Below are 21,250 nucleotides of genomic sequence, written 5' to 3'. Positions count from 1 at the left end.
AGCTGACCAGTCAGGTCATAGCGCCAGTTGTGATAAACGCAGGTGAAGTCCTGCTTGTTACCCCTCTGGTCGTAGCACAACGTAGCCCCGCGGTGCGCACAACGGTTGACCACGCAGTGGATGCTGCCATCGTGATCGCGCACGGTGACTACGGGCGTGTCCCCAATGAACCCGGTCTTGTAGTCGCCTGGATTGGGAATTTCGAGCTCCATGGCCACGAAGTTCCACGTTGGCCCACGAAACAGCATGGCCTGTTCCTGCTCGAACAACTCAGCGTTGACGAACATGTCGTACGGGACGCGAAACGAGCCATCGGTTGGCCAACCGGCCACGGTGATGCTTGGTTGTCCGCTCATACTTTATATCCTATAGACTTTTACAGCGCGCACGAGCTCAGCCCATGCGATATCCGCCCCCGCGCCCTCAACGACGCCTCGGCATGGCTTCCTCCACAACTTGAGGAAGATGATAGGATATATTCTATAGACTTTCAACGGCAAACTGTAGCACCGTTCCACAGTGCAAAGTGGATAATTGATCTGTTATGGCGATGCAAGATCGTCCATACCGACAGACGAAGGCTACCGAGGAGACCCCGAACCTGAACGTCGTGGTGAAAATATGAGTGGGCCGCAGCCCTTCGCACCGCTTACAGTCGTGGACGCACCAGCAGCGACGAACTCATCCGGAGCAGCGGCCGCCACATACGCCGCCTCCACGGTTCCCTCGCCTCCCGACCGGCTCTCCACCGCCACAGGCTATCCCAGCGAATTGGACATTTCATTGGCAAGTACGCGAAAAATCACATCAGAGACACCACCAGCGGCGAACAGCAACACCGGGCAGATGGGCTCACTCGGATACGTGCTGACCTCATTGCCGGAAGCGGCACCCGAGCGCACAACCATAACGATTACGCAAGGCAATGCGGCAATCCAGCGCATCCGAGTAGAGTAGTAGAAGATCGTCGTCCTAGTAACGTTCATTGCAGCCTCGTCTAAACCAGGATTGTTCATATCTACAGGTGCCTTTTCGTGACGTGAGCCGTCACCATCGCAGCCTTGTCGGGGACCGGTTGGTAGCATCACATCACGCCGCTCAGGCTCGACACCGAACGGACAACGCTTCTACGCATGCTAAGTTTGAACATCCATCTACATAAACCGTTCGTTTTTGTCGATTGTTCGGCTCTGTCGATAAATGGGGTGCTGGGATGGAGCGTAGCATTCGAGCGCGACTTCGCCGATCATGCGATACCTGAAACGGACATGGTGCCGACCATTTGAAAGAACGATGCAAGCAGCTCTGGGGTGACTTCGGTATCACAACTCAGTGAAAATGTGCGATGTGGTCGCACTTGGCACAGCGTGAAGCCCCCGGGGCCCACTATTCTGGAAACGCCCCTCTTCACCATCTTTCAACAAACAATAGTTCGATGCTGCCCGTTCAACGCATAATCTCAGGTGGACAGACCGGGGCGGATCGCGCCGCACTGGATTTTGCCATCCAACATGGCTACCAGCATGGAGGCTGGGCACCATCTGGACGCGGAGCTGAAGACGGTCCCATTCCTCTGAAATACCAGCTTACCGAGCTAGCCGATGGAGGGTATCGGCAGCGAACCAAGCGAAATGTGGCAGAGAGCAATGGCACATTGATCGTCAATGTAGGCGCGCTGGACGGAGGAAGCCTGGCAACCCAATTCTTTGCCTTGCGTCTCGGGCGCGCATGCTTCCTGGCCCAGTTAGACGCCGGCACCATGGATAACACCGCGATGCGGCTTACGCAATGGCTACAGGTCCACGACGTCAGGACGTTAAATGTGGCAGGCCCGCGCGAAAGCAAGCGACCTGGAATTTACGACCTCACGTACAAGCTGCTAGAGATGGCATCTACCCGCCAGTCTTAATAGCCAATGACTCCCGAAGGACTGCCATGCCCTGTCGCATTTGTCTTAGCGATAGTAGGGTCGACGCGTTCAAGACCGGACGCGTCGCCATTTGCCGATCATGTATCACCCTGCTCAATACAACCAGCATCGCGCCGGCCAAGGCCGAAACGATTCTCGACAATTACCTTCGCCAGCGGCTTCGGTCCTGGGATCTGGCCACAAGCGCTAACCCTACCGCATGGAAGCCGTGGCAAGTCGAAGCCGCTCATGGGCGCCAGCAAAGTCCAGAGACATTTGAACAGCACTTTCGAGCTCGGCGTACACGTTGGCTAAATGAACTAGCCAAGGGTAAGCGTACCGAACAACTGTCTAGCGAAGAGCTGGACGCTATCAAGGTGGTTCGAGCCTGTCGGCGGAAGCTCTTGCGCGCCGACCCAGAACGCCGAGCAAATTATCCGAAGGACTGGCCTGTCCGATCGGCCAAGGTTCGTACCGCCGACGGTGAAAAGTGCAAATTGTGCGGCCAAACATGGGAACGTGACGTCACGGACCTGCATGTGCATCACATCATTCATAAGTGGAATGGCGGCAGCCATAACCCCAACAACTTGGTTACGCTCTGCCACCGCCATCACAATCACGAACACCCTGACCAAACCTTTTCAGCCAAGTCTGAAGCGCCCGGCAGCCGCATGCCGGTGCAGTTGGTCTCTTCCACATGCTCGGTAACACTCTCGGCGGCAACATCCGACATACGAATCAACGATGAGAAGCCCGGTGAGCCGCGACATTCGCAATCTCTCGCACCGTACTTACCGACACAAAACACCGATGCTTTCTGGCAACATGCTCGGGGACGGGCAGCACTTGCACCCCGCATGGCTCAGGAGCGTACGGCAAGTAGTCTCCCCCCCACACATCCACCGGCAGACACGATGAATGAGGAGAAAACCCACGCACCATCTGCTTTTGAAACAGTCGCAAGTAACCAACCACTGCCCTCACGTGGACCCAAAAGTCCACAACCTGCAATAAATCCCGAATCTCTCGCCGCAGGCACTTCACATCCAAATGGCCGTAACGAACTTCTCGTTGCAGCGGCTCTCTCCGCCAACGCTTCCACGCTCGCGCGGCGCTCTGCTCTGCCGCGCAAACGCTCATGGTTAGCCACATTCGCAGTCGTCCTGCTTCTCTTCGCCGCCGTCACTCTGTTCCTATATGCCCTGCTCTTCGGAAAAAGCCACAATAGCGACGCGTCCGTTGCGCCGAATGGCAATCCATCCACCAACTCGACCGTCAATGAGACTCGCGCACCATGACGAAGCTCAACGCGCGGCCCGGCTTGCATCCAGTGCACATACCTTCCTGATGGTCACCGGGACGGCGCAGGCATAGGCGTGGATTTAACTGACTTTGGCGGCCAGAATGGTTTCCGGATGGCATATCCCGAGCTCGGCAGGGAGCGCTTGAGCGTCACCGACAATAAGTGCCTCTGAATTCGCCTGGGTTTTTACTGTCCTTCCCATCCCAATACCGGGCCAGACAACCCAGACGACAATTCATAAAGCCGGTTTCGGTGGCACACGCTGGCGGCGTGCCCATGGTTCGCTGCCCCCAACAATGCCTGGAGGCGTGTCAACCTGCTGCGATGCCCTTTCTGACCTCAATGGCTGCCGTCACAAACACCGCCCATCAAGCGGTAGCTGGAAGCAGATGCCCGCGGGAGCCCCTAGACGACAAAAAACCCGCATGGCCGATAGGCGATGCGGGTTTCGTATTCGGGGCTTGCCCCGAAGTGAATCCTGGCGGACAGGGTGGGATTCGAACCCACGATACGCTTTCACATATACACGCGTTCCAGGCGTGCGCCTTCAACCACTCGGCCACCTGTCCGTACTGCAGCGGCAGAACCTTTGCAGAGCCCGCTATATTACCAGATTGCCAGCTGACCGGCCAGGCAAGCCCTGCACCCGTGCCGCGGCACGTACCTCCCCGGGCCGGATGCGGCTACTATGGCGATATACGATCGTCTCGCGCATATTCTTACCATGACTGCAGCAGCCTCCTCTTCCGATTTCGACTGGAACGACGCGTTCCTGCTTGGCTACGGCCCCATAGACACCGTCCACAAGGAGTTCGTGGATATCGTCGGCGCCATGCTCCGCTGCCCGGACGACGAGTTCGCCCAGCACCTCGATGAATTCGCAGAACACGCCAAATCGCACTTCGGCGCCGAAGACGCCTGGATGACGGAAACGGAATTTCCCGCCCGCGAATGCCACATCAACGAGCACGCGGAAGTCATGAAGTCGGTGGAACAGGTGCGGGAACTGGTCGCACAGGGCAACGTGGCCGTCGGCCGTTCGCTGGCCCAGGAACTCGCCCGCTGGTTTCCCGGGCATGCCGACTACCTGGACTCCGCGCTGGCGCAATGGATGTGCAAGCGGGAATTTGGCGGCAAGCCCATTGTGATACGCCGTCAATTCGAGTCACCCGCTCCGCCCGCGCTGTAAGCTCACGCCCTGCCCCCTTCCGAACGAGGCGCCGAACGCGCCCAGGCGGGCACTCGTTCCCCCACCCTGCGGAAACGATTAATTTGAATCACTAACGCATCCGCGGGCAAGGACGGTGCATTGCGCTGCACAAGCGCGCGCCGGGCTAAGAGCTATGAGTCGAGATGGGGATCGGAAGGCACCAAACCGAACGGTTTAGCGAGAATGGAGGAGCCCGCTGCGCTGCCATTTATAGCCACGGCGGCCGACGCTTCTCTGGCGTCGGCCGCGCGGGCGTTTGCTCTTCTAACGACTGCAGGGGTTTTGTCTCCTCCACTGCATGACGCGTATTCTGCGCCCGTAATTGAGCGGTGACACTAGGGATTGACCCCTATTATGGTGCGGTGCGCACCATCGTCTCCGCCACTCTACGCACCAATTGTGTGCATATTACTCCAATTCAGAGGGCTTTGCCCAACTGTTCCAGAATAGCCGGGTTCTCCAGGGTAGAGACGTCCTGGGTAACGGCCTCGCCCTTGGCGACCACGCGCAGCAGCCGCCGCATGATCTTGCCGGACCGGGTCTTGGGCAGGTTGTCGCCGAAACGGATCTCCTTGGGTTTGGCGATGGGTCCGATTTCCTTGGCCACCCAGTTGCGAAGTTCCTTGGCGATCTCGGCCGCTTCGGCGTCATCGGGCCGGGCCCGCTTGAGGACGACGAAGGCCACCACGGCTTCGCCGGTCACGTCGTCCGGACGGCCCACGACGGCCGCCTCGGCCACCAGCGGATGGGCCACCAGCGCCGATTCGACTTCCATGGTGCCCAGGCGGTGGCCCGAGACGTTCAGCACATCGTCGATGCGGCCCATGATCCAGAAATAGCCGTCGGTGTCGCGGTTGGCGCCATCGCCGGCCAGGTAGTAGCCGCGCAGTTCCTCGGGGTAGTAGCTTTTCTTGAAACGCTCCGGATCGCCCCAGATGGTGCGGATCATGGCGGGCCATGGCCGCTTGATCACCAGGAAACCGCCCTTGCCCAGCTCCACGTCGCCGCCGGTCTCGTCCACGATGGCAGCGAAGATGCCGGGCAGCGGCAAGGTGCATGAACCGGGCTTCAGGCCGGTAGCACCAGGCAGCGGCGTGATCATGTGCCCGCCCGTTTCGGTCTGCCACCAGGTATCGACGATAGGGCAGCGCTCCGCGCCGACATTGGTGTGGTACCACATCCATGCCTCGGGATTGATGGGCTCGCCCACGGAGCCGATGACGCGCAGGCTGGACAGGTCGTACTGCTTGGGATGGTGGTCGGGGCTGGCTTCGGCGGCCTTGATCAGCGACCGGATGGCGGTGGGCGCCGTATAGAAGATGCTGGCGCGATGTTTCTGGATGATGTCCCAGAAGCGGCCGGCGTTGGGATAGGTCGGCACCCCTTCGAATACGATCTGGGTCGCGCCCACGGCCAGCGGGCCATACGCGATATAGGTATGGCCCGTGATCCATCCTACGTCGGCCGTGCACCAGTAGACGTCCGACGGCTTGAGGTCGAAGGTCCATTTCATGGTGAGGGCGGCCCACAGCAGGTAGCCCGCCGAGGAATGCTGGACGCCCTTGGGCTTGCCGGTAGATCCGGACGTATAGAGCACGAACAGCGGGTGCTCGGCCTCGACCTGGACCGGTTCGCAGGCCTCGGCCTGGCCCTGCTCCACATCGTGCATCCACAGGTCGCGCCCCTCGGTCCAGGCTACCTTGCCGCCCGTGCGCCGATAGACGATGACTTTCTTGACCGCCTCGCATCCGCCCATGGCAAAGGCTTCTTCCACCGCCGGCTTGAGCGGGATGGTCTTGCCGCCGCGCACTTGCTCATCGGCGGTGACGACCAGCGCCGCGCCGACGTCCACGATGCGCTCCTGCAGGCTCTTGGCCGAGAATCCGCCGAAGACGACCGAGTGGGTGATGCCCAGCCGGGCGCACGCCTGCATCGCGACGACCGCTTCGATCGACATGGGCATGTAGATGATGGCGCGGTCGCCCTTCTTGTAGCCGAGCGACTTGATGCCGTTGGCAAAGCGGCACACGCGCGCATGCAACTCGCGATAGGTGATCTTGGTCGTGGCGCCGTCGTCGCTCTCGAAAATGATGGCGACCTTGTCGGCGTTGCCCTTGGCAAGGTTCACGTCCAGGCAGTTATACGAGACGTTCAGCTCGCCATCGTCGAACCAGCGATAGAAAGGCGCGTTGCTCTCGTCCAGCGTCCTGGTGAAGGGTTTGCTCCAATGCAGCGTTTCGCGCGCCAGCCGCGCCCAGAAACCTTCGAAGTCCCGCTCGGCTTCGTCGCACAAGGCCTTGTAGGCTTCCATGCCGGAGACGTTCGCCTGCTTGACGAATTCCGCGGAGGGCTGGAAGACACGCGTCTCGGTCAGAACTGAATCGATGGTAGACATCGCCTGAGGTCCTCTGATGGATAGTGGATGGTGCGGATACCGGTAGGTTACCGAAAGCCGGCGTCCAGTACGCGCTGCAACGCAACAAATGCTCGATGCCGCGCTCGGCGCGGGGCACGGGAAAGCCCGCGGCGCCGGCCCGCCAGCGCCGCCCTCCGGCGGGCAACGGCAACCGGGCCGGCAAGGGGACGTCCGCCCGCTTGGCTTACAATTCCCGCCGAATCATTATTCTGCGCGTCGCAGCTTACACGGCAAATATGGCTTTCCCTCCTACGAACCGGGGACTCTCCCGCACCGAACCCCTGCGCCCGCTGCCCAAGCTCATCTTCATGAGCCGCTGGCTGCAATTGCCTCTCTATCTCGGATTGATCGTCGCCCAGGCGGTCTATGTCTACCATTTCTGGGTCGAGCTCGTGCACTTGATCGAGGCGGCCTTCGGTAACAAAGAAGCGATCGGCATGCTGGCCGAGACGGTCATCCCCGCCGTGCCAGGCGCGACCGTGGTACCACCGGTCAAGCTCACCGAGACCACCATCATGCTGGTGGTGCTGGGCCTGATCGACGTGGTCATGATTTCCAATCTCCTGATCATGGTCATCGTGGGCGGCTACGAAACCTTCGTATCGCGGCTGCATCTCGAGGGCCACCCCGACCAGCCGGAATGGCTATCCCACGTCAATGCCTCAGTACTCAAGGTGAAGCTGGGGACGGCCATCATCGGCATTTCCTCCATCCACCTGCTCAAGACCTTCATCAACGCCACGCACTACGACGCCAAGACCATCATGGCGCAAGCGGGCATCCACCTGGCCTTCCTGTTGTCCGCCATGGCCATCGCCTACTGCGATCGCCTGATGGCGCCCATGCTCAAGCACGGGGAGCATGGGCACTGAACAGGCCCCTGGCCACCACCATACGGCGCGGCAGTCATGCCAGCGCCCCACCCATCCCTTTTTGGAGCGCCCATGACTACCGTCATCAAGGAAGAAGACCTGATCCAGTCGATCGCCGACGCGATCCAGTTCATCAGCTACTACCATCCGGTCGACTACATCCGCCATCTGGCCCGCGCCTACGAACGCGAGCAGAACCCGGCCGCCAAGGATGCCATCGCCCAAATCCTGACCAATTCGCGCATGTGCGCCGAAGGCAAGCGCCCCATTTGCCAGGACACGGGCATCGTCAACGTCTTCATGAAGGTCGGCATGGACGTGCGCTTCGACACCCAGCGCAGCCTGCAGGAACTCTGCGATGAAGGCGTACGCCGCGGCTACCTGAATCCCGACAACAAGCTGCGCGCCTCGGTGCTGGCCGATCCGCAATTCGAGCGCAAGAACACGCGCGACAACACGCCCTGTGTGCTGAACGTGGAACTGGTCCCGGGCAACACCGTGGACGTGCAGGTCGCAGCCAAGGGCGGCGGCTCGGAGAACAAGTCCAAGTTCGTCATGCTCAACCCGAGCGACTCGCTGGTCGACTGGGTGCTCAAGACCGTGCCGACGATGGGCGCCGGCTGGTGCCCGCCGGGCATGCTGGGCATCGGCATTGGCGGCACTGCCGAAAAGGCCGTGCTGATGGCCAAGCAGGCACTGATGGAAGACATCGACATGTACGAGCTCCTGCAGCGCGGCCCCAGCAACAAGCTGGAAGAGCTGCGGATCGAGCTGTACGAGAAGGTCAATGCGCTGGGCATCGGCGCCCAGGGGCTGGGCGGTTTGACGACCGTGCTGGACGTCAAGATCAACATGTTCCCCACGCACGCCGCCTCCAAGCCCGTGGCCATGATCCCGAACTGCGCCGCCACCCGGCACGCACACTTCGTGCTCGACGGCTCCGGCGTAGCGGTGCTGACGCCTCCTTCGCTGGAAGAATGGCCCGACGTGCAGTGGGCGCCGGACTACAACAAGTCCAAGCGCGTCGACCTGAACACGCTGACCCGCGAAGAAGTCGCCTCGTGGCAGCCGGGCCAGACCCTGCTCTTGTCGGGCAAGATGCTTACCGGCCGGGATGCCGCCCACAAGCGGATCCAGGACATGCTGGCCCGCGGCGAGAAGCTCCCGGTGGACTTCACCAATCGCGTCATCTATTACGTGGGCCCGGTCGATCCGGTGCGCGACGAAGTGGTAGGCCCGGCGGGCCCCACCACCGCCACGCGCATGGACAAGTTCACCGACATGATGCTGGAGAAAACCGGCCTGATCTCGATGATCGGCAAGGCCGAGCGCGGCCCGGCCGCCATCGAGGCCATCCGCAAGCACAAGTCGGCCTACCTGATGGCCGTGGGCGGCTCGGCCTACCTTGTTTCCAAGGCCATACGCTCGGCCAAGGTCGTCGGCTTCGAGGACCTCGGCATGGAGGCCATCTATGAGTTCGAGGTGCAGGACATGCCCGTGACGGTGGCCGTGGACTCCAACGGCACCTCGGTCCATCAGACCGGCCCGAAGACCTGGCAAGCCAAGATCGCCGAGCTGCGCGATATCCCGGTCGTACAGGGATAAGCGCGGTCAGTCAGGGGGCCGGGACGCTGCGGCGGCCTGGCCTCTCGCGATGCCGCGTTCCATGTCGACCCGGCCCAATATGGCCAGGCCTATCAAGAAAAAGACGCCGGTCGACAGGATGCCCAGCCGGTGATTGCCGGCTGTGGCCCACGTCACGAATCCATAGGTCAGCGGACCGATGATGGAAGCGAGCCGGGTAGCGAAGGTCCATAAGGCATAGAACTCGGCCAGGCGCGACGCCGGCGCCAGGGCGCCCGTCATTGCGCGGCCGGCGCTCTGGCTGGACCCCATGCACAGGCCCGCGATCGTGGCGGCCACCCAGAACCCCGCGTGGCTGCGAGCGAAGAACGCAATCAGGACCATGGCGATCCATCCGGCCAGCGTCACGGCCAGTGCGCGCCGATGGCCGATACGATCCTCGACGAAGCCAAAGGTGAACGCTCCGGCCGCCGCCGCAATATTGACCAGGAACACCAGCATCATGATCCGGGCCTGGGCAAACTTCATCACCTGTTCCGCGTAGACCGCGGCCAGCGTGATGACAACGGCAATGCCCGCCTGGTAGAAAACACCGCAGACGAGCAGCAGGCGGAAGTCCGGAAAGGCGTGCGACTCCCGCCACGACGTCATGAACTGCCGCATGACCGACGCGAACCCCGGCCCTTTTCCCGCCACGCGGGAAGGAACGGCCCGCTCGCGCAGGAACAGGAACACCGGCATCGCGGCGACGGCAAACACCCCTGCGGTCACCAGCATGGTCCACGGCACGAATTCCGTCGCCGGATGGCCCGCAGCCTGTGCCGAGAGCACGACTGCGAGCGACAAGCCGAGCGTGAGCATGCCGCCGATGTAGCCAAAACTCCAGCCCCAGCCGGAAACTCGGCCCAGGTATTGCGGGCGTGCCAGTTCAGGCAGGAATGCGGCGATAACCGATTCGCCGATGCTGAAACAGACGTTGGACACGACGATCGCCGCGATGGCGATCCAGAGGTTCCCGGGTCCGGCGAGCGCCAGGGCCGCCGTGCCTGCCACGCAGCCGACGGTACTGGCCGCCAGCAATCGCTTCTTGCCTGCCCGGGCATCGGCCCAGGCACCCAGGCCCGGCATGGCCAGCATGACGATCAGGTACGACAGCGAAAGCGATGCCGTCCAGGCCAGCGTGGCCCAAGAGGTGTTGCCGGCCACCACGCTGACGAAATAGGCATTGAAGACGGCGGTCAGGACGACCGTCGTATAGCCCGAGTTGGCAAAGTCATAAAGCGCCCACGCAAAGACCTCGCGCGGGCGCACGCCGGGGTTGAGCGCGCCGCCCAGCGACGGCCCAGGCAGCTTGGCCGCCAAACCGGGCTACCGGCGCTCAGATGCCCAGCGCCGCGATACCGGCACGGGCGATTTGCGCGTCTTCGTTCGACTTGACGCCGGAGACGCCCACCGCACCGATGGTCGCGCCTTCGACCACGACCGGAACGCCGCCCTCGAGCATGCCTTGAATGGCAGGCGCCGACAGGAACGACGTGCGGCCATTGTTGATGACTTCTTCGTAGACCTTGGACTCGCGGCACCCCAGCGCAGCGGTGTGGGCCTTGGCCGGTCCGATATGCGCCGAGATGGGCGGCGCGCCATCCATCCGCAACAGGCCCAGCAGGTGGCCGCCGTCATCGACCACGGCAATCGTTACCTGCCATTTGTTGGCAAGGGCTTCGGCCTCGGCGGCGGCCAGGATTTTCTTGACATCGTCGGCGGTCAGGACGTGCTTGGTCTTCATGGAGCGGAATCCTAGTTGTGGGGAAACCTGCGATTGTAGGACGTCCCCCTGCGGCATTTATATCCTTGCGCGCACAAGTGCATTGACCTGCGCACCGCCAAAAGGGTATCTTAGCGCCACTTTTGCATCATCCTACGTGCGCCTCCCGCTATACGAATGAAAAAGGCCCGCCACCACCTCCGCCCGTGCACATCCCGGCCCGCCATCCCAGCCGGACGGACGAAGGTTCGGCAGGCCTGCGGAAAACTGGCGATCATGTTCAGCCTGGCAACGCTGGCCGGGTGCGCTTCTCAATCCCCTTCTTCTCGGGCCGATTCGTCGGCAGACGCCGCCACCGTATCGTCCGTGCAGCGCACGGCACGCTATAGCCTGCCCTCGGCCCCGCCCGCGCCATGGGGCCGGCTGCCTGCGCCGAAACCCGTCGATCCGGAAAGAATCCTGTCGGGGGAATGGCAGGAACAAGACGCGCCGGAAACCGACGCCCCCACGCCCGCGGACCTCGCCACCTATGCGCTGAACTATCTTGGCGTGCCCTACCGCCTGGGCGGATCCTCGCCGGAAGCGGGGTTCGACTGCAGCGGCCTGGTGGGCTATGTCAGCCGTCAGGTGCTCGGGCTGCAGCTGCCGCGCCGGGCGGAGGAAATCAGCCGGGTCGGCGAGCCGGTCAAGCTCAGCGAATTGCAACCCGGGGACCTGGTGTTCTACAACACGCTGCGGCGCCGGTTTTCGCATGTAGGCATCTACGTAGGAGACGGCCGTTTCGTGCACTCGCCATCTTCCGGCGGCGTCGTACGCGTCGAAAGCATGGACATCGCTTATTGGAAGAAGCGCTTCAACGGCGCCCGGCGCCTGGCGTCTGCCGAACCAGCTTCACCCTGACCTCGTCGCGGCCGGCCCGGCCGCACGGCTCCCCACCCTGGGCGCCGCACAATCCACAGTTCTGCAGGGCCTGCTGCATGGAGCACACCGAGCGGCGGCAAGCCACCACCTGCACGCCGGCACGCTGGGCGGCCTGCCGGAAGGCCTTCATGACGTTGTGACCCAGGAAATCAGTCAGGAGAATCAGCAACTCCGTTCCCGAGGGCAGTTGCAGCGTTTTTTTCTGGTGTGCCGGATCGCGTCCGCTGATGTGATGCGTGATGGCGATGTTGTGCCCTTTGAGCAGATCCGGAATATTGCCAAGCCGGTCGGCCCCGACGACGACTGCGCTGACTGCCATGGTGTTCTCCGTCATGTCGAATACGTCCAACAAATGATAATCATTCTCGTTACAGAGTCAACAAGAATGAGATATATTCTCATTTGATTAAACTAATCGACAGCTCCATCGGCATAGGGAACACACAAATGCCGGGACGGACCGGTCCGTCCGTCTCAGCATCCACTCAATCCTGAGGTGGCCGGATCGCGTTCTGTATCACGTCGCGGGTCAGGTTGGGCGCAAGCAGTTCCACGAAGGTGTAGACGTAATCGCGCAAGAAGGTGCCGGACTTCATGCCGATGCGGCTGGTATGCATGCCGAACAGCCTGCCCACCGGCAGTCCTACCAGGCCGCCATCGCGCCGGGGGTCGTACGCGACGCCAGCGATGATGCCCACTCCCAGCCCCAGCTCGACGTAGGTCTTGATGACGTCCGCATCGATGGCCTCGAGTACGAAGTCCGGGTGCAGGTCCTGCGCGCTGAACGCCTGATCGATCGCGCCGCGGCCCGCAAACGCGCGGTCGTAGGTGACGATGGGATATTGGGCGAGCTGTTCCAGGGTCAGCTTCTTGGCCTGGGACGACGTCAGCTGCGCCAGCGGATGATCCGGCGTAACGACCACCACGTGTTCCCAGGTATAGCAGGGCAAGGTCACCATTCCGGGCGTCAGCGCAAGTGCCTCGGTTGCTACGGCCAGGTCGGCCTGCTCGTTGAGCACCATGTCGGCCAATTGCCCCGGGCTCCCCTGGATCAGGGACAAATGGACCTTGGGGAACAACTTCCGGAACGCCGGAATGACCTGCGGAAGGGCATAGCGCGCCTGGGTATGGGTGCACGCAATGGTCAAGCCCCCTTCGTCGCGCCGGGCGTACTCGTCGCTGACTTTCTTGAGGTTGTCCACTTCGCGCATGATGCGATCGACGATCTGCGAGACGGCCTGGCCCGGCTTGGTCAGGCCCTTGATGCGCTTGCCGTGGCGCTCGAAGATCTTCACCCCCAGCTCGTCTTCGAGCTCGATGATGGCCTTTGATACGCCCGGCTGGGACGTGTAGAGCATGCGGGCGGCTTCGGTCAGGTTGAAGTCGCGGCGCACGGTTTCCCTGACGAATTTGAATTGCTGCAGGTTCATGGTGCGGTTCACGAGGGTCGGCCGTCGCCCGGCTCAGGGGGGGCTCTGGCAAGCCATAGATCATAATGTAATATACGGTATGCTACTTATTATATTTAGTAATTAGCATAATCCGATTTGCAGTATTTACCGCCTCACCAGCGGCCGACGCCGGGGCGATCACTGCCGTCGAGGGCGTTTCACTTTCCCCGGGGCGCCTTGACCCGCAAGCGGAAATACAACAACGTCGCCGTCAGCAAAGCCACCGCGCCGTGCAAGCCCACCATGGCGACGAAAAAGTCGACCCGTCCGTTATTCACCCAGGCCCTGGCCAGGTTGACCATGTTCAGGTAGAACAGTGCCACCAGCAAGGCGATCACGACGTCCCCCGACCGGCCCAGGCGCGGGTTCACCGCGCCCAGCGGAATGGCCAGCAGCGCAAGATTGATGGCCAGCAACGGCATGCTGAGCCGCCAGAGCATTTCACCGGCGGCGCCGGAGCCGCCGTCGCGCAGCAGCTGCGCCGTGGAACGGGCCTTGGTGGACAAGTCGTCGGACGAACCGCCGCCCTTGCTTTCCATCCGCACCCCGTACTTCTCGAAACTCATCAGCCGGAACTGCGGCGTACCTGGCACGAATTCGTACCGGTGGCCGGACTCCAGCACCATGAAACGGTCGCCGTTGGGCTGATCCTCGAGCGAGCCGGCCCCGGATACGAGCACGTTCAGCCGTCCGTTTTCGATCCAGCGGGCGAACACGTTGTTGACGCGGTCGGCCGCATCGTTGGCCGACTCCACATAGAACACGCGGTCGATCCCGCTCGATTCCAGGAACTGGCCCGGCGTGACCTTGGAGACGTCGGAGCGCTGTTCGTAGCGCTGGCGGTAATCGGCGATCTGCCTCTGCGCCCAGGGCGAGGCGGCCAGGGTCAGCAGCGCCACCAGCACCGCCGACGGTATCGCAAAGCGCAGTATCGGCTTGATCCAGTCGAGCAGGCTCAAGCCGCTGGAAAACCAGACCACCATTTCGGATTCGCGGTAGTTGCGGGTGACCGTCGTGAGTACGGCGATGAACACCGACACCGCGATGATGGTGGGCAGCGCGTTGATCGAGGAGAACGCCGCGATGCCGAAGACCACGTCGGCGCCGATGCGTCCGGCCGCGGCCTCGCCGAGCAGTCGCACCAGCAGCACGCTGATCCACACCACTACGAGCGTAGAGAAAACCACGCTGGCATGGCTGGTCAGTTCGTCTTTGATGGAGCGCTGAAACAGGGACACTGGGCTGGCCTGTGCGAGGGACCCGCATCTGCGGGATAATTGACAATCTCGCGACTACAAACAGGAAGAATCGCGCATGGACTTTAGCATACAGACATCCGCCCCCGAGAAAATCAAGACCGCCGCGCTGGTGGTCGGCGTCTTCGCCGAAGGCGTGCTGACGGCGGCCGCCGACGCCGTCGACCGGGCGGCAAAGGGCGCGGTCCGCGCCGCCGTCAAGACCGACTTCAAAGGCAAGACGGGCGAAACACTGGTGCTGAGGTCCCTGTCCGGGGTGGCGGCCCAACGGGTCATCCTGGTCGGGCTCGGGGCGCAGGATACATTCTCGCCAAAAGCGCTGTCGGCAGCCTACCGCGCCTCCTTCTCGGCCACCGTAGCACTGGGCGTGCCCGAGACCGTCTCCGCGCTTGCCGCCGTGCCGCTGCAGACCGCCGACGTGCGCACCCGCGCGCGCTTGGCCGCCATCGCCGCCGGCGACGTGACCTACCGCTTCGATGCCACGCTGGGCAAGCGGGACGCCGCTGCCAGGCCCAAGCTGGCCAGGCTGGCACTGGTCGTCGAACGCGCGGACGCCAAGGAAGCCGACGCCGGCCTGCTCGAGGGCGGCGCCATTGCCAACGGCATGTCGCTCGCGCGCGACCTGGGCAACCTTCCCGGCAACGTCTGCACTCCCACCTACCTGGGCGAGACGGCCAAGAAACTGGGCCGCACGCACAAGCTGAAAGTCGAGGTGCTGGACCGCAAGCAGATCGAGGCCCTGAAAATGGGCTCCTTCCTGTCGGTGGCACGCGGCTCGGACGAACCGCCCAAGTTCATCGTCATGCGCTACGACGGTGCGCGCCAGAAGCCGGCTGCGCGGGGCAAGGCCGCCGCTGCCGGCCCGGTGGTGCTGGTCGGCAAGGGCATCACCTTCGATGCCGGCGGCATTTCGCTCAAGCCCGCTGCCGGCATGGACGAAATGAAGTACGACATGTGCGGGGCTGCCAGCGTCTTCGGCACCCTGCGTGCGGTGGCCGAGATGAACCTGCCCCTGGACGTGATCGGCGTGGTCCCGGCCTGCGAGAACCTGCCCAGTGGCCGTGCCAACAAGCCCGGCGACGTCGTCACCACCATGTCCGGCCAGACGGTGGAAATCCTCAACACCGATGCCGAAGGCCGCCTGATCCTGTGCGACGCGCTCACCTATGTTGCGCGCTTCAAGCCAGCTACGGTCATCGACATCGCCACCCTCACCGGTGCCTGCGTCACGGCGCTGGGACACGTGAACACCGGTCTGTTCACCCAGGACGATGCGCTGGCCGATACGCTCGTGAGCCTCTCGCGCCAAGCGCTCGATCCGGTGTGGCGCCTGCCGCTGGACGAGGACTACCAGGAACAGCTCAAGTCCAACTTCGCCGACATGGCCAATATAGGCGGGCCCCCGGCGGGCGCGGTCACGGCCGCCTGCTTCCTGTCTCGCTTCGCCAAGGGCTACCGTTGGGCGCACCTCGACATCGCCGGCACCGCCTGGCGCAGCGGCAAGGACAAGGGCGCTACCGGCCGCCCGGTCCCCCTGCTGACGCAATACCTGCTTTCGCTGGTGTGAGCCCCCGGCGCCCATGACCGAAATCGACTTCGCCTTCAGCGCGCCCGACCGGCTGCGCACCGCTTGCCAGATCGCCGCCCGCCGCCACCAGGCCGGGCACCGGCTGGTGGTGTATTGCCGGGACGCCGGGCGCCTGAATGCCTTCGATCAAATGCTGTGGGCGCTGGACGACATCTCGTTCATTCCGCACGTCCGGATCAACGACCCGCTGGCGGCGGAAACGCCGGTGGTGCTCACCACGTCCGACGTGCCCACGCCGCACCACGAATGGCTGCTCAACCTGGACGATACCTGGCCGCCCATCTACACCCGTTTCCAACGCGTGATCGAAGTCGTGTCCAACGACCCGGCCGATCGCGAAGCAGCGCGGGCGCGTTGGCGGTTCTACCAGGAATGCGGCCATACCATCGTGCGGCACGACGTATCGCGCCACCAGATCCCCTGAGAATGGCGCCCCCGCGCCGGCCCGCCCGCCAGGAAGGCCGCCGATACTGCGCGGGACGCTCCATGGAGTAATGCCATGCCCTCCCCTCTTCCTCCCCCCGACGATGCAGGCATCCCGCTGCTGACCGAAGTCCTCGACATTCCGCTGCCGTCCGGCCAGGAGTCCCGGCCCGCGAACACGCCCGCGGCCACCGAAGCCCCTGCTGCCGCTTCCGGCGTCGCGGCAACCCTTTCGCCCGCCGCCCCCCGGGACGATAGCGAAACCCAAATAGAGGCGCTGCGCTCGGCCATCCTGCAGGACTTGCTGGAACGTATCGATCCGTTGCTCCAGGCGCGCATGCGCACCGCGGTGGAAACCGCTGCCGCCCGCGCCATCGAAGAGATCGCCCGCGGCCTGAAGGAAGAATTGGCCCGTATGGTCGACGAGGCGGTGGAAAAAGAACTGATCCGCCGCGCAGCCATGGAAAGCCGGCCCGCCACCGAGCGCTGACCCGTACCGGGGGACCGCCCCTATCGACCCGGCCGGGCTGGCCGCGCCTACACGGCCGGGCGCGCAATCCACTAAAATCCAAGGTTTACCGTCCGCCGCGCATGCCGCGTGGCCGGCCCGACGTATTCCGGAAACCCGATGACCCAAGCCTCTTCCCAAGCTCACACCGAGACCGACGAACTTCCCAAGAGCTTCGAGCCGGCCGCCATCGAGGCGCGCTGGTATCCGCTATGGGAGCAACGGGGAGACTTCAAAGCCGGAGCCCACGTCCAGGGCCCGCACAACGGCGAAACGTTCGCGATCCAGCTGCCCCCGCCCAACGTGACCGGCACGCTGCATATGGGCCATGCATTCAACCAGACCATCATGGACGGTCTGACGCGCTATCACCGCATGCGCGGCTTCGACACCGTCTGGGTCCCCGGCACGGACCACGCCGGCATTGCTACCCAGATCGTGGTCGAGCGCCAGCTCGATGCTCAGAAAGTCAGCCGCCACGATCTCGGACGCGAAAAATTCGTCGAGAAAGTCTGGGAATGGAAGCAGTACTCGGGCGGCACCATCACCAGCCAGATGCGTCGCCTGGGCACGTCTCCCGACTGGACGCGCGAATACTTCACGATGAACGAAGACATGTCGCGCGGCGTGGCCGAGGTCTTCTCCCGCCTCTACGAGCAAGGCCTCATCTACCGCGGCAAGCGGCTGGTCAACTGGGATCCCAAGCTGCTCACCGCCGTCAGCGACCTGGAAGTGGTCAGCGAAGAAGAAGACGGCCACCTGTGGCACATCCGTTACCCGGTGGAAGGCATGGATACCGCCATCACCGTCGCCACCACGCGCCCGGAAACCATGCTGGGCGACGTCGCCGTCATGGTGCACCCCGAAGACGAGCGCTACCAGGGCCTGATCGGCAAGCAGGTCCGCCTGCCGCTCACCGGCCGGCTGATTCCCGTCATCGCCGACGAATACGTCGACCGGGAATTCGGCACGGGCGCGGTCAAGGTCACGCCGGCCCACGACTTCAACGACTATGCGGTAGGCCAGCGGCACGGCCTGCCCATGATCTCGATCCTGACGCTGGACGGGCGCATCAACGACGAAGCGCCGGCAACCTACCGCGGGCTCGACCGCTTCGAAGCCCGCACGCGCATCGTCGCCGACCTGGAAGCCCAGGGACTGCTGGCCGAGGTCAAGAAACACAAGCTCATGGTACCGCGCGGCGACCGCACCAACGCCATCATCGAACCCATGCTGACCGACCAGTGGTTCGTCGCGATGAGCAAGCCGGCGCCCGAAGGCACCTTCCACCCCGGCAAGTCGATCACCGACGTCGCGCTGGAAGTCGTGGCCGACGGCCGCGTCAAGTTCTATCCCGAGAACTGGACCACTACCTATAACCAGTGGCTCAACAACATCCAGGACTGGTGCATCTCGCGCCAGCTGTGGTGGGGCCACCAGATCCCGGCCTGGTACGCCGACGACGGCCGCATCTTCGTCGCCCGCAACGAGCAGGAAGCGCGGGAGAAGGCCGCCGCCCAGGGCTACACCGGCCCCCTCACGCGCGACCCGGACGTCCTCGACACCTGGTTCTCCTCCGCCCTGGTACCCTTCACGACGCTGGGCTGGCCGGAGCAAACGCCCGACCTGGCACGCTACCTGCCCTCCTCCGTACTGGTCACCGGCTTCGACATCATCTTCTTCTGGATCGCCCGGATGATCATGATGACCACCCACTTCACGGGCCAGGTCCCGTTCAGGCACGTCTACGTGCATGGCCTGATCCGCGACGCCGAAGGCCAGAAGATGAGCAAGTCCAAGGGCAACACCCTGGACCCCGTGGACCTGATCGACGGCATCGCGCTGGACGGCCTGCTCGCCAAGCGCACCTCCGGCCTGATGAACCCCAAGCAGGCCGACAGCATCGCCAAGAAGACCCGCAAGGAATTCCCCGACGGCATCCCGGCCTTCGGCGCCGACGCCCTGCGCTTTACCATGGCGGCCTACGCCACGCTGGGCCGCAACATCAACTTCGATCTCAAGCGCTGCGAGGGCTACCGCAACTTCTGCAACAAGCTCTGGAACGCCACGCGCTTCGTGCTGATGAATGTCGAAGGCAAGGATTGCGGCCTGGACGAGTCGGCGCAGGTGGAACTGTCGGTGTTCGACCAGTGGATCGTCAGCCAGCTCCAGCGCACCGAAGCCGAGGTTGCCAAGGGTTTCGAAGACTATCGATTCGACAAGATCGCCAGCGCCATCTACCGCTTCGTCTGGGACGAATACTGCGACTGGTACGTCGAGCTGGCCAAGGTCCAGCTGCAACAAGGCACCGAGGCGCAACAGCGCGGTACGCGCCGCACCCTGATCCGGGTGCTGGAAACCGTGCTGCGGCTCGCTCACCCCATCATCCCCTTCATTACCGAGGAACTGTGGCAGAAGGTGTCGGTGGTGGCAGGCAAACGCCGCGGCGACGAATCCACCAGCGTGGGCGTGCAGGCCTATCCGAGCACTCAGCCGGAAAAAGTCGACGAAGCGGCCGAGGCAGCCATGGCCGAATTCAAAGCCCAGGTGGACGCCGTGCGCGCGCTGCGCGGTGAAATGAACATACCGCCCTCGCAGAAGGCTCCGCTCAATGCCACCGGCAACCGGGCGACGCTGGAGCGCAACGCCCCCTACCTGGCCGCGCTCGCCCGCCTGTCCGAGGTCAAGGTGGTCGATGCGCTGCCTGACGTGCTGGGCGCGCCGGTGCAGGTCGTGGGCGAGGCCCGCCTCATGCTTCACGTCGAGATCGACGTGGCAGCGGAACAGCAGCGCCTGGACAAGGAAATCGCCCGCCTAGAAAGCGAAATCGCCAAAGCCAGCGGCAAGCTGAACAACCCGAGCTTCGTCGAACGCGCGCCGGCGGCGGTGGTGGAGCAGGAACGGAGCCGCATCGCGCAGTTCCAGGCGACGCTGGACAAGGTACGCGAACAACGGAAAAGATTGTCGCCGCCCGCCGCGCACTGACGCGCCGGCCTCAGGGCCGTGCTGGCTGACGCGGGTCGGGTACCGCGGCATTGCGGTGAGGGGGAGCGGAGCGATGATGACCACCGGCTTGATGCCGAATTCTCGGATTTCGGTACGCCACCTGCGCAGTTTCGTGATGGTGGCGCGCCAGGGCAGCCTGACCAAGGCTTCCAAGGCGCTGTTCGTCACCCAATCGGCGCTTAGCCTGACCATCCATCACCTCGAGGAAGACCTGGGCGTCAAGCTGTTCGACCGCACGACCCGGCGAATAGAGCTGACCACTGCCGGCGAGGAATTCCTGGACTCGGCCGAGCGGCTGATCCGGGACTTCGACTCTACCTTGCGCAGTATGCGGGCGCTGGGGCAGCGCAAGCGCGGGTCGGTCGGCGTGGCGGTAGTGCCTTCGGTAATGGCCTCGCTGCTGCCCGACAGCGCCGCCCGCTACATTGCCGAGTTTCCCGGCATCGACGTCAGGTTGTGGGAAGACACGGCGCGCAATATTCAGATGCACGTCTTGCGCGGCCGCATCGATTTCGGCATTTCCAGCCTGTGGTTCCCGAATACCGACCTGGCATTCGAACCCATGTTCGACGACCATTACGGCGTAGTCGTCGCCCCCGGTCATCCTTTTGCTGCCCGCAAGGGCCACATCGAATGGATGGAACTCGAGCCCATGCAGCTGGTGGGATACAGCGTCGACCTGGAGACCCAGAACCAGCTCGCTTACCTGCCTGGCATTGTCGACCATTTGCGCGCGCCGCGTTATCAGGCCTCGAACGCCGCCGCGATCGCCACGCTGGTACGCACGGGGCTGGGCATCTCGGTCATGTCGGCGCTGTCGGCCAGGCGGCCGCCGCTGCATCGGCTGACCTTCAAACCCCTGCACAGCCCCGGCTGCGTGCGCACGGTCGGCGTGCTGTACCGGAACGAAAAATCACTATCGCCCGCTGCGGCGGAACTGCTCAAGGAAATCCGCCGTGACCTGCCGAAACTGGCCCGCCTACCCGGTATCCGCGTCCACTGACGCGCCGATCGGGCCAGCATGATATTGACGGC

The 21,250-nt window shown here is 63.4% G+C and carries 19 protein-coding genes and 1 tRNA gene; 11 read left to right on the top strand and 9 right to left on the bottom strand.

Annotated elements, in window-relative coordinates; all coding sequences use genetic code 11:
* A partial coding sequence (locus QHC78_RS16945) for a Rieske 2Fe-2S domain-containing protein (RefSeq protein ID WP_319746610.1) occupies positions 1-356 on the bottom strand: 356 nt, incomplete at its 3' end.
* 402 nt (positions 357-758) lie between these two features.
* A complete protein-coding gene (locus QHC78_RS16940) occupies positions 759-1,016 on the bottom strand; it encodes a hypothetical protein (protein ID WP_319746608.1) in 258 nt (85 codons plus the stop codon).
* Between the two features lie 419 nt (positions 1,017-1,435).
* Between QHC78_RS16940 and QHC78_RS16935 the strand changes: the two genes are divergently transcribed.
* Together QHC78_RS16935 and QHC78_RS21160 are read left to right on the top strand one after the other, a co-directional pair.
* Positions 1,436-1,909 carry a putative molybdenum carrier protein gene (locus QHC78_RS16935; RefSeq protein ID WP_319746606.1) on the top strand — a complete coding sequence of 158 codons (474 nt, stop codon included), beginning with the start codon at positions 1,436-1,438 and terminating at the stop codon, positions 1,907-1,909.
* Between the two features lie 26 nt (positions 1,910-1,935).
* Complete coding sequence (locus tag QHC78_RS21160) at positions 1,936-3,210, top strand: HNH endonuclease (RefSeq protein WP_413816483.1); 1,275 nt, start codon at positions 1,936-1,938, stop codon at positions 3,208-3,210.
* Between the two features lie 484 nt (positions 3,211-3,694).
* Here QHC78_RS21160 and QHC78_RS16930 read toward each other — a convergent pair.
* Positions 3,695-3,784: transfer RNA gene (locus QHC78_RS16930), tRNA-Ser, on the bottom strand.
* 155 nt (positions 3,785-3,939) lie between these two features.
* On the opposite strand from QHC78_RS16930, the gene QHC78_RS16925 reads away from it, so the two are divergent.
* Positions 3,940-4,404: a bacteriohemerythrin gene (locus QHC78_RS16925; RefSeq protein ID WP_319746604.1), complete on the top strand. Its 465-nt coding sequence runs from the start codon at positions 3,940-3,942 to the stop codon at positions 4,402-4,404.
* Positions 4,405-4,843: 439 nt separating this feature from the next.
* Here QHC78_RS16925 and acs read toward each other — a convergent pair whose 3' ends face one another.
* The gene (gene acs, locus QHC78_RS16920) at positions 4,844-6,820 is read right to left on the bottom strand and encodes an acetate--CoA ligase (protein ID WP_319746602.1); all 1,977 of its coding nucleotides are present in this window, start codon (positions 6,818-6,820) and stop codon (positions 4,844-4,846) included.
* A gap of 257 nt (positions 6,821-7,077) precedes the next feature.
* Between acs and QHC78_RS16915 the strand changes: the two genes are divergently transcribed.
* Positions 7,078-7,713 carry a YqhA family protein gene (locus QHC78_RS16915; protein WP_319746600.1) on the top strand — a complete coding sequence of 212 codons (636 nt, stop codon included), beginning with the start codon at positions 7,078-7,080 and terminating at the stop codon, positions 7,711-7,713.
* A gap of 72 nt (positions 7,714-7,785) precedes the next feature.
* Positions 7,786-9,318, top strand: coding sequence for a fumarate hydratase (locus tag QHC78_RS16910; RefSeq protein ID WP_319746598.1), 1,533 nt, complete (start codon positions 7,786-7,788; stop codon positions 9,316-9,318).
* Between the two features lie 6 nt (positions 9,319-9,324).
* On the opposite strand, the gene QHC78_RS16905 is transcribed toward QHC78_RS16910, so the two are convergent.
* The gene (locus QHC78_RS16905; protein WP_319746597.1) at positions 9,325-10,659 is read right to left on the bottom strand and encodes an MFS transporter; all 1,335 of its coding nucleotides are present in this window, start codon (positions 10,657-10,659) and stop codon (positions 9,325-9,327) included.
* A 16-nt stretch (positions 10,660-10,675) separates the two neighbouring features.
* On the bottom strand, positions 10,676-11,083 hold the full coding sequence (locus QHC78_RS16900; protein WP_319746595.1) for a GlcG/HbpS family heme-binding protein: 408 nt from the start codon (positions 11,081-11,083) through the stop codon (positions 10,676-10,678).
* Positions 11,084-11,338: 255 nt separating this feature from the next.
* Between QHC78_RS16900 and QHC78_RS16895 the strand changes: the two genes are divergently transcribed.
* Positions 11,339-11,962, top strand: a complete 624-nt coding sequence (locus QHC78_RS16895) for a C40 family peptidase (protein ID WP_319746594.1) — start codon at positions 11,339-11,341, stop codon at positions 11,960-11,962.
* Here the strand turns inward: QHC78_RS16895 and QHC78_RS16890 are convergent.
* The 3 genes from QHC78_RS16890 to lptF form a co-directional block, all read right to left on the bottom strand.
* Complete coding sequence (locus QHC78_RS16890; RefSeq protein ID WP_413816482.1) at positions 11,916-12,317, bottom strand: DUF2325 domain-containing protein; 402 nt, start codon at positions 12,315-12,317, stop codon at positions 11,916-11,918. The two genes, QHC78_RS16895 and QHC78_RS16890, sit on opposite strands and share 47 nt — an antisense overlap.
* Before the next feature lie 151 nt (positions 12,318-12,468).
* A complete protein-coding gene (locus QHC78_RS16885) occupies positions 12,469-13,413 on the bottom strand; it encodes a CysB family HTH-type transcriptional regulator (protein WP_319746591.1) in 945 nt (314 codons plus the stop codon).
* Positions 13,414-13,592: 179 nt separating this feature from the next.
* A complete protein-coding gene (gene lptF / locus QHC78_RS16880) occupies positions 13,593-14,672 on the bottom strand; it encodes an LPS export ABC transporter permease LptF (protein ID WP_319746589.1) in 1,080 nt (359 codons plus the stop codon).
* 76 nt (positions 14,673-14,748) lie between these two features.
* Here lptF and QHC78_RS16875 point away from each other — a divergent pair, with 76 nt between their 5' ends.
* The 5 genes from QHC78_RS16875 to QHC78_RS16855 all read left to right on the top strand — a co-directional run bounded on the left by QHC78_RS16875 (position 14,749) and on the right by QHC78_RS16855 (position 21,218).
* Positions 14,749-16,257 (top strand): leucyl aminopeptidase, encoded by a 1,509-nt coding sequence (locus QHC78_RS16875; protein WP_319746588.1) that lies wholly within the window; start codon positions 14,749-14,751, stop codon positions 16,255-16,257.
* 13 nt (positions 16,258-16,270) lie between these two features.
* A complete protein-coding gene (locus QHC78_RS16870) occupies positions 16,271-16,702 on the top strand; it encodes a DNA polymerase III subunit chi (protein WP_319746586.1) in 432 nt (143 codons plus the stop codon).
* Positions 16,703-16,777: 75 nt separating this feature from the next.
* Positions 16,778-17,191, top strand: a complete 414-nt coding sequence (locus QHC78_RS16865) for a hypothetical protein (RefSeq protein ID WP_319746585.1) — start codon at positions 16,778-16,780, stop codon at positions 17,189-17,191.
* A 138-nt stretch (positions 17,192-17,329) separates the two neighbouring features.
* Positions 17,330-20,194 (top strand): valine--tRNA ligase, encoded by a 2,865-nt coding sequence (locus QHC78_RS16860; RefSeq protein WP_319746583.1) that lies wholly within the window; start codon positions 17,330-17,332, stop codon positions 20,192-20,194.
* 73 nt (positions 20,195-20,267) lie between these two features.
* Positions 20,268-21,218 (top strand): LysR family transcriptional regulator, encoded by a 951-nt coding sequence (locus QHC78_RS16855; protein ID WP_319746582.1) that lies wholly within the window; start codon positions 20,268-20,270, stop codon positions 21,216-21,218.
* Positions 21,219-21,250: the final 32 nt, after the last annotated feature.

It is taken from the genome of Pigmentiphaga sp. (genome assembly GCF_033795525.1).
Classification (GTDB): Bacteria; Pseudomonadota; Gammaproteobacteria; order Burkholderiales; family Burkholderiaceae_B; genus Pigmentiphaga.
Note: the sequence above shows the minus strand (reverse complement) of the source record. Positions and strands in the feature narration are given on the sequence as shown.